Here is a 12,512-nt window from a genome sequence, read left to right on the forward strand (position 1 = left end):
CCCCGGGCGGCGCGCTCGGCCGCCACCCGAAGGGGGTCGTGCCGGGGCCCGACCGACGCGTCGGGCGCACTCGCGACGGCGGCGCTCCCGCCCGTCGTGTCCGGCCCACTCCCGTCAGCCGCGCGCCCGGCCGTCACACCCTGCGCACTCCCGTCGGCCGCGCGCCCGCACGGCGCGCCCCGCGCGCTGGCCCCCCGTCCTCACGCCCGCCGGGGTTCCTGGCTCGGGCGGTGGCGGGCGCGGCTCACGTCGTACACGCCGGGTACGTCCCGCATGGCGCGCATCAGGGCGGAGAGGCCGGCCGCGTCGGGCAGGTGGAGGGTGTACGTGTGGCGGACCCGCTGCTCGCTCGGCGGCTCGACGGTCGCGGAGACGACGGCCGCCCCCGCGACGGCGATGGCCTCGGTGAGGTCGGCGAGGAGGCCGGGCCGTCCGAAGGACTCGGCGACCAGGGTGACCCTGCCGTGGGCGGTGTCGCCCCAGCGGACGGTGACGGGATCGCGGCCGAGACCGCGCATGGTGTCGACGGCGGCGCAGCCCGCGCGGTGGACGGTGACCGATCCGCCGCTCACCCGGAACCCGGTGATCTTGTCGGGGGGTACGGGGGTGCAGCAGCCGGCCGGGCGGACGGCCGAGGGCCGCTCCCCCTCCAGGTCGGCGTGGAGTTCGGCGCCGGAGCGGCGGTCCGCGACGACGTTGGCCGCGGGGCGCGGGCCGGTGGCGGCGGCGGCCGGTGCGGCGCTCTCGGGGTGGGCCGCGAGCCAGCCGCTGATCGCGATCCTGGCGGCGGGGGTACGGGCGTGGTCGAGCCACTCGGGCGAGGGGCCGGACACGGCGTCCTGGGCGAGGAGCAGCTGCACGGTGTCGCCGTCGCCGAGGACGGTGCTCAGCGGCGCGAGGCGTCCGTTGACGCGGGCGCCGAGGCAGCCGTGGGCGGCCTCGCCGTGCTGCGCGTAGGCGGCGTCGACGCAGCTGGCTCCGGCGGGCAGGCTGATCGTGCCGGGGGCGCTGCCGTCGGCGCGGAAGACGGTGATCTCGTCGTCCTCGGCGAGATCGGCGCGGAGCGAGGTCCAGAAGGTGTCGGGGTCGGGCGCCGACTGCTGCCAGTCGAGGAGCCGGGAGAGCCAGCCGGGGCGGGTGGGGTCGACGCGCTCGCCGTCCTCGGCGGGGCCCGCCGGGTCCTGGGAGGTCTCGGCGGCCGACGGGAGGGCGGCCCCGGACACGGGCTCGGTGCCCGGCGCCCCCGTGGCCTCCTGCCCCACGTGCGGATTGCCGAGGGCGACCACCCCGGCCTCCGCGACGGTGTGCATCCGGTGGGTGCGGATGAGGACTTCGGCCACGGCTCCGTCGGGGGCGGCGATCGCGGTGTGCAGGGACTGGTAGAGGTTGAACTTGGGGGCCGCGATGAAGTCCTTGAACTCGGAGATCACCGGCGTGAAGCAGGTGTGCAGCTCGCCGAGCACCCCGTAGCAGTCGGCGTCCTCGGTGACCAGCACGAGGAGCCGTCCGAAGTCGCAGCCGCGCAGATCTCCGCGCTTGAGGCGGACCCGGTGCACGGAGACGAAGTGCCGCGGCCGGACGAGGACTTCGGCGCCGATGCCGGCCTCGCGGAGCACCGCCGACACCTGTTCGGCGACGGCGCCGAGCGCGTCCCCGGCTCCCGGTTCGGCCGCGATGAGCGCCCGCGTCGTCTCGTACTCCTCGGGGTGGAGGATGGCGAAGACGAGGTCCTCCAGCTCGGTCTTGAGGGCCTGGACCCCGAGCCGTTCGGCGAGCGGAATGAGGACGTCCCGGGTGACCTTGGCGATCCTGGCCTGTTTCTCGGGCCGCATCACACCGAGGGTGCGCATGTTGTGGAGCCGGTCGGCGAGCTTGATCGACATCACCCGGACGTCGTCGCCGGTGGCGACGAGCATCTTGCGGAAGGTCTCGGGCTCGGCGGCGGCGCCGTAGTCGATCTTCTCCACCTTGGTGACGCCGTCGACGAGGTAGGCGACCTCGTCGCCGAACTCCCGGCGGACCTGGTCGAGGGTCACCTCGGTGTCCTCGACGGTGTCGTGGAGGAGGGAGGCGGTCAACGTGGTGGTCTCCGCGCCGAGTTCGGCGAGGATGAGGGTCACCGCGAGCGGATGGGTGATGTACGGCTCGCCGCTCTTGCGGAACTGGCCGCGGTGCGAGGACTCGGCGAGGACGTACGCCCGGCGCAGCACCGTCAGGTCTGCCTCGGGATGGTGGGCGCGGTGCGCCTCCGCGACATGACTGATGGCGTCCGGCAGCCGGTCGCGGGGCGCCGGTCCGGCGGTGGCGCCCAGCAGGGCGGCCCGGCCGAGCCGGCGCAGGTCGATCCGGGCGCGTCCGCGTCTGCGGACGGTCCCATCGGTGTCGGCGGACTCCGCCGCGCTCACAGGTTTGGTGGCCTCTGCGCTCATGGGGCACCCTCCGGCAACGTCGACCGGCGGTGGGCGGGCCAGGCGTGCCCTGGGGGCCGGTGCTTGATGCTACCGACCCCACCACGTGGCGCAGTCGCGCTCTCGCCCAGCGTGAATCGGATCACCCATTCGAGCGACAGATCAGTCGTTGACTGTTTCGATTCCGTCGCTTCCCCCGACTTCGTCGGTGCGGGACCCCACGGTCGGCGCGGTCAGCCGAGCCAGTCCGGGTCGAGGGTGCCCTCGGCGACGATCACGGCCGGGCCCGCCATGTCGATCCGCCCGTCGGGGTGCTCGGTGATGACCAGGGTCCCGCCGAGCACGTCGACGGTGTACGTGACGGGCATGCCGGTCTCGGCGGGGTCGGCGCCGTCCCGGCGGGCGGCGGCCACGGCGACGGCGCACGCGCCCGTGCCGCAGGAGCGCGTCTCGGCGGCGCCGCGCTCGTGGACCCGCATGGCGACGTGGCGGGGGCCCCGGTCGACGACGAACTCGATGTTCACCCCGTCCGGGTAGACGGCGGCCGGAGCGTACGGCGGCTCGGTGAAGAGGGTGCCCGCGTGGTCGAGGTCCTCGACGAAGGCGACGGCGTGCGGGTTGCCCATGTTCACGTTGCGCGCGGGCCAGCTGCGGCCGTCGACGGTGACGGTGACCCCGTCCTCGGGGAGCGCCGCGCGGCCCATGGCGACGGTGACGGAGCCGTCCTTGTCGAGGTGGACGTGCTTGACCCCGCCCCGGGTGGCGACGGCGACCTCGCCCGCGGTGACGTGCCCGGCGTGCTCCAGGTAGCGGGCGAAGACCCGGACCCCGTTCCCGCACATCTCGGCGACCGAGCCGTCGGCGTTCCGGTAGTCCATGAACCACTCGGCCTCGTCGGCCAGGTGCCGCGCCTCGGGGTGGGCAGCGCTGCGCACGACGTGCAGCAGCCCGTCACCGCCGATCCCGGCCCGGCGGTCGCAGAGCCGCGCGACGACGGTGGGCGGCAGGTCGACGGCGTTCTCCGCGTCGGGAATGATCACGAAGTCGTTCTCGGTGCCGTGGCCCTTGAGGAACGGGAGCGATGAGGTCTGCGCGTTGGTCACGAGATCAACTGTACGGGCCGTCCGCGACCGGCGGCCGGGTTGTCCACAGGGCGGCGGGGACGCAGGCGGGTGATGGATCGGCCCGGCCGTGGCGGCTCAGCGCAGGCGGGCGACGCGCCAGACCGCGAGGGCCACCAGGGCCGTGATCGTCGAGACGTACAGGATGAGGACGCGCCAGTCGGGGCGCTCCCCCGAGCCGCGCTGCGGAAGGCCCGGCCAGGTGTAGCCGACCTTGCGGGCGGCCATCATGCCCCAGCCCGCCGCGCAGGAACTGATGAGCAGTCCGAGCATGGCGACGACGGCGCCGCCGTCCCCGGAACCGAAGGCGAGCGGGAAGGCGAACATCAGCGAGCCGAGGGCGGCCAGGCCCACGATCGGGGCGAGCTGCCAGATCCTCAGCCGGCGCTGGGGGCGCAGCTCGACCTCGACCTCGTCGGCGTCCACCTCGACGGCGGTGCCGACCGCGTCGTCGGGGCCGTCCTTGGCCAGACCCGAGGGGCCGACGGGAACGTCGCCGTCCGTCGGGCCGCCCGGGATTCCGCTCGTCGGGTCACCCAGGGCCGCTTCGTGCTGTTCTCTGTCGCGAGGGCCGGCCTCCATCGACACGCGCCCTCCCCACTCGGACTCCACTTGGTCGATCGATGCTCGATGATGGCACGCTCCCGACCGCCGAAATGACGGGCAGTGCGTCCCGATGCCATCACGTGATCAGGCTGTAACCGCTCGTTCGACCAACGAGAGCGCCTCCGCCGGGAGTTCCCCGCGGTGATCGGCGGCTCCGCTGAGCCAGTGCACGCGCGGGTCGCGGCGGAACCACGAGTCCTGGCGGCGGGCGAAGCGCTTGGTGGCGCGCACGGTCTCGGCGCGGGCCTCGTCCTCGGTGCACTCCCCCGCGAGGGCGGCGAGGACCTGCTGGTAGCCGAGGGCGCGGGCGGCGGTGCGTCCCTCGCGCAGACCGCGCGCCTCCAGGGCGCGCACCTCGTCGACGAGACCGTCCTCCCACATCCGGTCCACCCGGGTGGCGATCCGTTCGTCCAGCTCGGGGCGGGCCACGTCGACGCCGATCTGCACGGTGTCGTAGACGGAGTCGGGACCGGGGAGGTTGGCGGTGAAGGGCTTGCCGGTGATCTCGATCACCTCCAGGGCCCGGACGATGCGGCGGCCGTTGCTGGGCAGGATGGCGCGGGCCGCCTCGGGGTCGGCCTCGGTGAGCCGGGCGTGCAGCACGCCGGAGCCGCGCTCTTCGAGTTCGGCCTCCAGGCGGGCCCGGACGGCCGGGTCGGTGCCGGGGAACTCCAGGGCGTCGACGGCGCCCCGTACGTACAGGCCGGAGCCGCCGACGAGGACCGGGGTGCGGCCGGCGGCGAGCAGCCGGTCGATCTCGGCGCGGGCCAGCCGCTGGTACTCGGCGACGCTGGCGGCCTCGGTCACGTCCCAGATGTCGAGGAGGTGGTGCGGGATGCCCCCGCGCTCCTCGGGCGTCAGTTTGGCGGTGCCGATGTCCATCCCCCGGTAGAGCTGCATCGAGTCGGCGTTGACGACCTCGCCGCCGAGCTGTTGGGCCAGGAATACACCCAGATCGGACTTTCCGGCCGCCGTGGGGCCGACGACGGCGATGACCCGCGGGGCGGGAGCTGCGCTTCTCACCGCACCAGTCTCGCAAACCTCCGGAGCTGTCCCCGAATGAGCGACGTGACGGGCCGCATCCGGGCTTCGTTGGCAGCTGAGGGGTTCCGGCCCCGTTCGCCACGGAACCCGACCCGTCCGAGTACGCTATGGAGTGAATATGGGCGTTTTTTCAATGTTTCGCCGTAAGAACGCAGACACCTCGCCGGAGGGCGGCGAGGCCGTCACGGCGACGGAGGAGGCCGTGACCGAAGTGGCGGACGTGGACGTCACGGACGAGGTGGTGGCGGAGTCGGCCCCCGTCGCCGCCGGGACCGTGGACATCCCGAAGCAGCAGTCGGCCGAGGCCGCCGCCGACAGCGAGGCCGGCGAAGGCGCCAGCAAGTAGGCAACAGACGGAACACGGGCTCCTCGGGGGCCCGCGGAGGGAAGGTGCCCCATGGGTCTCCTGGATTCGCTCAAGGCAAAGCTCGCCCCGGCCAAGGACAAGGTCGCCGACCTCGCGCAGCAGCACGGGGACAAGATCGACCACGGCATCGAGAAGGCCGCGAAGCTGGTCGACGAGAAGACCAAGGGCAAGTACAGCGACAAGATCCATTCCGGTACGGACAAGGCCAAGGACGCACTGGACCGGATCGGCCACAAGGACGACGGGACGCCCGGGAGCGACGGAACGCCCGGAAGCGACGGGATGCCCGGAAGCGACGGAACGCCCGGAAGCGACGGGATGCCCGGGAGCGACGGAACGCCCGGGAGCGGGACGCCCGGCAGCGGCACGCCCGGCAGCGGTGGCACGACACCGCCGCCGGCCGTCTGACGTCCGGCGTCACCAGACAGTCCCTCCGCACGGCGGACGGCCGCGGAGCACCTCGCTCCGCGGCCGTCCGCCGTTCGTCGTCCGTAGCCCGTCGTCCGTAGCCCGTCGCCCGTCGCCCCGTTCCGCCGGACGACCCGTTCCGCCGGACGACCCGTCAGGACCAGGCGGCCACGAAGTAGCCCACGCCGTACGGGGCGTCCTCGAAGAGCAGCCGGCCGTCGAGCCCCGCGCCCTCTGCGGCGCCCGCGAGGACCTGCCAGGGGGCGCGGCCCGCCGCCTTCAGCTCGTACGCCAGTTCCGGGTCGAGGGCGAGCAGCGCGGCCACGTCGGCGGCGCCCAGCGCGCGGGCGGCCTCGGCGTCGAAGGCGGCGGCCCGCTCGTCGAGGTAGCCGGGGGCCTTGACGGTCCGGCAGGCGCTGCCGTCGCCCGTCACCAGGAGGGCGACCCGTCCGGCGGAGTCGGCGAGCCCGCGGCCGAGCCCGGCGCAGACGTCCGGCGTGGCCTCGCCGTCGACGGCGAGGCCCTCGATCGGCGCGTCGGCCCAGCCGGCCCGTTCCAGGAGCCAGGCCCCGACCGCGAGGGAGACGGGCAGCGGCCGGCCGGTGTCCGGATCGCCGCCCGTGCGGCCCGGTTCGCCGCCCGTGCGGCCCGGTTCGCCCGGTCCGGCCGGGTCTCCCAGGCGTACGGAGAGGTCGACGCCGAAGCCCGCGAAGGAGCCCGTCGAGCCGGCCGGGAAGACCCCATGGGCGCCCCTGTCGGCGGGCCCGACGACGTACAGCCGGTCGGGGCGGGCGGCGGCGAGCAGCCCGAGGGCGTCCGCGCAGGCCGTCCGCGCGGTGTCCAGCTCGGGGGCGGCGCCGGTCGCGACCTCGGGCACGAGGAGCGGGGGGCAGGGGCAGACGGCTGCGGCGACAAGCATGATCCGCAGCCTACTGCGCCCCGCTCACCGTCCGGCGGCAACCGGCGTACCCACCGTCACCGGAGAGGCGGAGCCGGGCAGGGCACGAAGAGCGGGAGGCGGGGCCCGGTGGGGCCGACACGCGCCGCCCTCCCCCGTGGCCGTCAGTGGCTGCCGCAGGCCGGGGCCTCGGCCGCCGGGAGCGGGGCCGGGACGCCGATCTTCGGGAGGCCCAGCAGGACGCCCTTGGGCTTCTCGGCGGTGCGCTTCTCCCAGGCGTCGCCCGCGCGGGTGCGGCGTACCGCCATGACCTGGCCCTCGGCGAGCAGGTGGTGCGGGGCCGCGTAGGTGATCTCGACGGTCACCACGTCGCCGGGGCGGACGTCCTCGGCCGGCTTGGTGAAGTGCACGAGCCGGTTGTCGGGGGCGCGGCCCGAGAGGCGGTCGGTGGCACCGTCCTTGCGGCCCTCGCCCTCGGCGACCATGACCTCCAGGGTGCGGCCGACCTGCTTCTTGTTCTCCTCCCAGGAGATCTCCTCCTGGAGGGCGACGAGGCGCATGTAGCGCTCCTGCACGACCTCCTTGGGGATCTGGTGGTCCATCTCGGCGGCCGGGGTGCCGGGGCGCTTGGAGTACTGGAAGGTGAAGGCGTTCGCGAAGCGGGCCTCGCGGACGGCGTGCATGGTCTGCTCGAAGTCCTCCTCGGTCTCGCCGGGGAAGCCCACGATGATGTCGGTGGAGATGGCGGCGTGCGGGATGGCCGCGCGGACCTTCTCGATGATCCCGAGGAAACGCTCCTGCCGGTACGAACGGCGCATCGCGCGCAGGATCGAGTCCGATCCCGACTGCATCGGCATGTGCAGCTGCGGCATGACGTTCGGGGTCTCGGCCATCGCCGCGATCACGTCGTCGGTGAAGTCACGGGGGTGCGGGGAGGTGAAGCGGACCCGTTCCAGGCCCTCGATGGCCCCGCAGGCGCGCAGCAGCTTGGAGAAGGCCTCGCGGTCGCCGAGGTCGGAGCCGTAGGCGTTGACGTTCTGGCCGAGCAGGGTGATCTCGGAGACGCCCTCGGCGACCAGTGCCTCGATCTCGGCGAGGATGTCGCCGGGGCGGCGGTCCTCCTCCTTGCCGCGCAGGGCGGGGACGATGCAGAAGGTGCAGGTGTTGTTGCACCCGACGGAGATCGAGACCCAGGCCGCGTACGCCGACTCGCGTCGGGTCGGCAGGGTGGAGGGGAAGGCCTCAAGGGACTCGGCGATCTCGATCTGCGCCTCCTCCTGGACGCGGGCGCGCTCCAGGAGGACGGGGAGCTTGCCGATGTTGTGCGTGCCGAAGACCACGTCGACCCAGGGCGCCTTGGCGACGATGGTCTCGCGGTCCTTCTGGGCGAGGCAGCCGCCGACGGCGATCTGCATGCCGGGGCGCGTGGTCTTCATCGGGGCGAGCCGGCCGAGGTTGCCGTACAGCTTGTTGTCGGCGTTCTCGCGGACCGCGCAGGTGTTGAAGACGACGACGTCGGCGTCCCCGTCGGAGCCCTTGGGGGCCCGGACGTACCCCGCCTCTTCCAGCAGACCGGAGAGCCGCTCGGAGTCGTGGACGTTCATCTGACACCCGTAGGTGCGGATCTCGTAGCTTCGAGTAACGCCCACTTCGTCCACCGCTCCGGCCCGGTCACTGCTGCTGGTCATGCCTCAAGAGTAAGGGTGGCCAGCAACATCCCCTCCATCGCGGACCTGGTGCCCCTCCTGGCCGCCCCCATCGCGGCAACCGAACTTGATCTTCATGTCTGAGCCGCGGCTTGTCGCCCGCGAGCTGAGGTCGGTGTGGGTCAGCCCCCCCGGGCGCGAGGCCGAGGCATCGGAGACGGTTGATGGAGGCAGTCGTGGGGTGGGCCCGGCAGACAGGCGCTACGACTCCGATGCTTGCGGTCCTCCCTGGCCACGAGCCCGCTGCCGCGCCGCATCAGCGCAACGGGTTCGTCGATACGGGAGAACTCGGAGACCTGGTGCCCGACGGGGTGAACAGGGAACGTCCGATGGTGGAGGTGCTTCGCTGAGAGGACGACGTGCGAGCCGGTCGGTGCGTGCGTGCCCGCTCTCGCGTCGTAGATGACGCCGAAACCATCGCGTCTGCGGGCAGGCGATGCCAGCCCGGCGGTCACGGCCGGCCCTCAGTCTTTCGGGGCGCTCCAGGAGTAGACGAAACGCAGCATGCTGGTCGCCTCGCGGGCGAGGCTCAGTGCCTGCCGGGGCGAGTCGCCGACGGCCAGGACCCTGCCGGAGCGGTCGAAGTTGTGCCGGACCGTGGGCTGCGGGCTGCCCGGCTCTCTCAGCAGCGTGACGGCGCGGACGTGGGGCAGGGCGCGGACCTCCTCGATGCCCTCGACGTGCAGCAGGCTGTGTGTCGGGGGCCCGGAGGGGGCCGCGTACCAGGCCGCCGCGCTGTGCCCGTGGACGATCTCGTCGGGCAGCAGCACGCTGACGTCCTCGCCGATGCTCTGCCGGGCGACCATGTCGTACATGTCCACGCCGGTGGAGAGATGGACGAGGTCCATGATGGCGTCGCCGCCGATCCGATTGTGCATCTCGATGATCCGCGGCCCGCGCCCCGTCATCATGACCTCGGTGTGCGAAGGGCAGTCGTGGAAGCCGAAGGCATCGAGGACGCGGGTGACGTACGAGGTGACGGCCTCGTGTTCCTCGGGGTCGAGTGGGGCGGGCACGACATGGCCCCTTGAGACGAAGGTCTCGCCGTCGGTGAACTTGCGGGTGACGGCGACGATACGGTGGCGGCCGCCGGTGGAGAGGGCCTCGACGCTGTACTCCTCGCCGTCGAGGAACTCCTCGACCACCACCCCTCGTGCGATGTGATGCGGGCCGACCCGACGCAGCGCAGCCTCGATTCGCTCCTCGGTGTCGATGCGCGACACGCCTACGCTCGCCTCGGCGTCCACCGGCTTGACGATGCACGGCAGGCCGATCCTCTCGATCGCTTCCAGCACGGCGTGGCGTCCGCGGGCGAAGGCGTGCCGGCAACTGGGGATGGCGTGCTTGTCGAGGATCTCCCGCATCCTCGCTTTGTCCAGCACTCGGCCGAACAGGTCGAGGTCGACCGTGGTGGTGATGCCGAGCCGTTCACTGACGGCGTGTACGACGGGGTAGGTGTGTTCGTTGTACGCGGCGACGGCGTCGAAGGGGATCCGACGGTGGAGGACTTCGGCCATGTCGGCCCACAGGTCGGTGCCGGCCTCGTCGTCGAGGATCACCACGTGTTCGTACGGGCCGGTCACGTCCTCGCGCCGGGCCCTGGCTCGGGGGACGAAGAGCACAATCTCGTGCCCTTGGTCGCGCAGCCGTTCGTGGCACACCCTGTTGGTGCCGATGACGAGGACGCGCATCTTCGCTCCTTGGATCGAAGGCGGGGGTTGCCGCGGGACTTGTGCGGCGCCTTACCGTGCCGGGGTATCGGTGAGCGGTACGGAGTCCACCCGGACGAGGTCGCGTGCCGTCTCGGCTTTCACGACGGCGTCGTTCGTGCTGTCGCCGGCGCACAGGACGTATCCCTGGCGGGAGTCGGAGGAGACGAGGGGGCCGAGCTCCTGGTCGGGCCGCAGGGTACAGACGACTCGGATGACGCCGGGAGCGTGGGTGGCGTCGGTGACACCCTCGACGTGCCGGATGCGGGCGTTCTCCTGGGAGAAGAAGCGGATGGCGGCCGCAGGAGCCTTGGGAGCGCGCGGAGGATCCGGCAGGCCGAGGAGGGCGGACATCGTTTCGGTGATCTGATCGGCTCCGCTGACCAGCTGGCACATCTCCCAGATCTGGTCGCCGCCGACGCGGGTCTGGGCCTCGATGAGACGAGGGCCGTCCGGGGTGAGGCGCAGCTCGCTGTGGACGGGCCCGGTCTTCTGGCCGATGAGGTCGAGGAAGTCCAGGATGAGCTTCTCGATCGCTCCCTGGTCGTGGGTGTCGATGCGGGCAGGGGCCTGGTGGCCGAGTTCCACGAACCCGGGGAAGCCGGTGGTCAGTTTCTCGGTGACCATGACGATCTCGTGCCGTCCGTGGCGGGAGACGGACTCGACGCTGTATTCGGGCCCGGTCAGGAACTCTTCGGCCAGCACCGGTTCCCGGCCGGCCACGGACGCGGTCCAGGCCCAGCGTTCGGGGAGCTGCTCGGCGGACTCGACGACGTAGACGCCTTCGCTGAGGCCGCCCGAGGGGGGCTTCAGCACAATGGGCCGCCCGCCGAGTCCGTCGAGAAAGTCGGCCGCGTCGGCTTCGGTGGCGCATACCCGGTGATGTACGGGGCTCAGGCCGTACCGGTCGAGCAGTGCGCGGGTCCGGGTCTTGTCGCGGGTGGCGAGGACGGCGGTCAGGTTCTCCCCGGCGACGCCCAGGTCGATCGCGACCCGGGAGGCGGGTTCCAGGCCGTACTCGGTGAAGGAGAGCACCGCGTCGAAAGGGTCCTCCGCATGCCACTCCCGGGCCACGGAAAGCAGCTCGTCGAGGTTGCGGTAGTCCAGGACGGCGTACCGTTCGGCGGTCGCGGCGTGCTCCTCGTTCACCCGCTCCGGGATCTGGATCATCGAGTGGCGCAGCCCCAGCGCCGCCGCCTTGGGCACTTCGTGGCCTCGGCCGCCGACCAGCAGGATGTGCTGTTGCCTCATGTGGTCTTTCTACCTCACTGACGTAGGCGGGACAGGTCGATGTCCATGCGGTTGGCCAGGGCCCGTGCCCTGGCCATGACGACGTCGAAGAGCTCGGAGTGGGTGACGCGCAGTTCGTCGGGGTTGAGGGCGAGTGCGAGCAGTTCCCCGATGCGCTGGCGGATGTGGGCACGGAGGTTGGCCTCGTCCAGGCACTTGCGGCCGAGGCCGATGGAGTCGCTGCGGAGCTCGATGCGGTGGAACCACAGCGAGGGAAGGTAGAGCACGTCTCCCGGCCGCAGGACGAAGCGCGTCAGCCGGGTGTCCGGGGATGCGCACAGCGCGTCGAGGTCTGCCCCGCCGCCGGGCCCGGGCAGGAGCTCGGCGTCGGGTCCCATGATGTGCCAGAGCTTCTCCCCGACGATCTGAGCGTGCATGACGTCGACGGAGTAGGCGTCCTGGTGCAGACGGGTGACACCGCCCTGCTGGCCGATCCACAGCTGGTGATTGGTCGAGGCGGCCTCGCCGTACAGGTCCTGCCGGAAGTCGTACTGGGCGATGTCCAGTTCGGGCATGTCCTGGGCGAGTTCCGGAGCTGTCGTCTGGTAGTACCACTCTTGGAGATAGAGGGGGGCTGCGCCCCTGCCGGCGCTTTGCTCCAGCCGGGTGACGAACTCGCCGAAGGTGGTCCGCCGCGCGGCCTTGCTGCTGTAGCTGTCGACGACGACCGGGACGTCGGCGCAGCGGCCGGCCAGGTTCTGGAACGTCCAGTCGCGTACGGACGGCCAGTCGGAGGCATAGCCTTCGAGGACGACCGGGCGGCCCTGGAGGCGGTACTCCCGCTCGAACTCCTCCAGGGTCAGGCCGCCGCGCCGCTCCAGCTCCGGGGCGGAATCGAGAAGCTCGGCGAGGGGGCCGGAGTGGAAGGCGGCCTCGACCGTTCCGAGGGCGTCGATGTCACGTCGTTTCAGCAGGTTCCGCTCGGTCTGCATGGCGATGCGTCTCCCGGGATGCG

At 72.3% G+C, this 12,512-nt stretch carries 11 protein-coding genes; 2 read left to right on the forward strand and 9 right to left on the reverse strand.

All coding sequences use genetic code 11. The annotated features are described in order from the left end of the window. Positions 1–200: 200 nt before the first annotated feature. The 4 genes from ABT154_RS20555 to miaA all read right to left on the reverse strand — a co-directional run bounded on the left by ABT154_RS20555 (position 201) and on the right by miaA (position 5,158). Entirely contained in the window at positions 201–2,429 is a 2,229-nt protein-coding gene (locus tag ABT154_RS20555) for a RelA/SpoT family protein (RefSeq protein WP_351858263.1), read from the reverse strand. A 212-nt stretch (positions 2,430–2,641) separates the two neighbouring features. After that, positions 2,642–3,511, reverse strand: coding sequence for a diaminopimelate epimerase (dapF, locus tag ABT154_RS20560; protein ID WP_351858264.1), 870 nt, complete (start codon positions 3,509–3,511; stop codon positions 2,642–2,644). Positions 3,512–3,607: 96 nt separating this feature from the next. Continuing rightward, positions 3,608–4,111, reverse strand: coding sequence for a hypothetical protein (locus ABT154_RS20565; RefSeq protein WP_351858328.1), 504 nt, complete (start codon positions 4,109–4,111; stop codon positions 3,608–3,610). A 108-nt stretch (positions 4,112–4,219) separates the two neighbouring features. Next, on the reverse strand, positions 4,220–5,158 hold the full coding sequence (miaA, locus tag ABT154_RS20570; protein WP_317878121.1) for a tRNA (adenosine(37)-N6)-dimethylallyltransferase MiaA: 939 nt from the start codon (positions 5,156–5,158) through the stop codon (positions 4,220–4,222). 154 nt (positions 5,159–5,312) lie between these two features. Here miaA and ABT154_RS20575 point away from each other — a divergent pair, with 154 nt between their 5' ends. Then, complete coding sequence (locus tag ABT154_RS20575; protein ID WP_351858265.1) at positions 5,313–5,525, forward strand: gliding motility protein; 213 nt, start codon at positions 5,313–5,315, stop codon at positions 5,523–5,525. 51 nt (positions 5,526–5,576) lie between these two features. After that, positions 5,577–5,954, forward strand: coding sequence for an antitoxin (locus tag ABT154_RS20580; protein ID WP_351858266.1), 378 nt, complete (start codon positions 5,577–5,579; stop codon positions 5,952–5,954). Positions 5,955–6,108: 154 nt separating this feature from the next. Here ABT154_RS20580 and ABT154_RS20585 read toward each other — a convergent pair whose 3' ends face one another. From ABT154_RS20585 to ABT154_RS20605, 5 genes are all read right to left on the reverse strand, one after another. Then, positions 6,109–6,873, reverse strand: coding sequence for a class III extradiol ring-cleavage dioxygenase family protein (locus tag ABT154_RS20585; protein ID WP_351858267.1), 765 nt, complete (start codon positions 6,871–6,873; stop codon positions 6,109–6,111). 143 nt (positions 6,874–7,016) lie between these two features. Further along, positions 7,017–8,540, reverse strand: coding sequence for a tRNA (N6-isopentenyl adenosine(37)-C2)-methylthiotransferase MiaB (gene miaB, locus ABT154_RS20590; RefSeq protein ID WP_351858268.1), 1,524 nt, complete (start codon positions 8,538–8,540; stop codon positions 7,017–7,019). 482 nt (positions 8,541–9,022) lie between these two features. Next, a complete protein-coding gene (locus tag ABT154_RS20595; protein WP_351858269.1) occupies positions 9,023–10,249 on the reverse strand; it encodes an ATP-grasp domain-containing protein in 1,227 nt (408 codons plus the stop codon). A gap of 51 nt (positions 10,250–10,300) precedes the next feature. Continuing rightward, a complete protein-coding gene (locus ABT154_RS20600) occupies positions 10,301–11,518 on the reverse strand; it encodes an ATP-grasp domain-containing protein (RefSeq protein WP_351858270.1) in 1,218 nt (405 codons plus the stop codon). A 14-nt stretch (positions 11,519–11,532) separates the two neighbouring features. Further along, a complete protein-coding gene (locus ABT154_RS20605) occupies positions 11,533–12,489 on the reverse strand; it encodes a cupin-like domain-containing protein (RefSeq protein WP_351858271.1) in 957 nt (318 codons plus the stop codon). Positions 12,490–12,512 lie beyond the last annotated feature (23 nt).

Origin of the sequence: Streptomyces sp. NPDC001728 (assembly GCF_040297565.1) — a bacterium.
GTDB lineage: Bacteria > Actinomycetota > Actinomycetes > Streptomycetales > Streptomycetaceae > Streptomyces.

Excerpts from the sequence above, each read along its gene's own strand:
- ABT154_RS20555 (WP_351858263.1), bottom strand. The coding sequence starts at position 2,429 with ATGAGCGCAGAGGCCACCAAACCTGTGAGCGCGGCGGAGTCCGCCGAC.
- ABT154_RS20565 (WP_351858328.1), bottom strand. The coding sequence starts at position 4,111 with ATGGAGGCCGGCCCTCGCGACAGAGAACAGCACGAAGCGGCCCTGGGT.
- ABT154_RS20575 (WP_351858265.1), top strand. The coding sequence starts at position 5,313 with ATGTTTCGCCGTAAGAACGCAGACACCTCGCCGGAGGGCGGCGAGGCC.
- ABT154_RS20580 (WP_351858266.1), top strand. The coding sequence starts at position 5,577 with ATGGGTCTCCTGGATTCGCTCAAGGCAAAGCTCGCCCCGGCCAAGGAC.
- ABT154_RS20585 (WP_351858267.1), bottom strand. The coding sequence starts at position 6,873 with ATGCTTGTCGCCGCAGCCGTCTGCCCCTGCCCCCCGCTCCTCGTGCCC.
- miaB (WP_351858268.1), bottom strand. The coding sequence starts at position 8,540 with ATGACCAGCAGCAGTGACCGGGCCGGAGCGGTGGACGAAGTGGGCGTT.
- ABT154_RS20595 (WP_351858269.1), bottom strand. The coding sequence starts at position 10,249 with ATGCGCGTCCTCGTCATCGGCACCAACAGGGTGTGCCACGAACGGCTG.
- ABT154_RS20600 (WP_351858270.1), bottom strand. The coding sequence starts at position 11,518 with ATGAGGCAACAGCACATCCTGCTGGTCGGCGGCCGAGGCCACGAAGTG.
- ABT154_RS20605 (WP_351858271.1), bottom strand. The coding sequence starts at position 12,489 with ATGCAGACCGAGCGGAACCTGCTGAAACGACGTGACATCGACGCCCTC.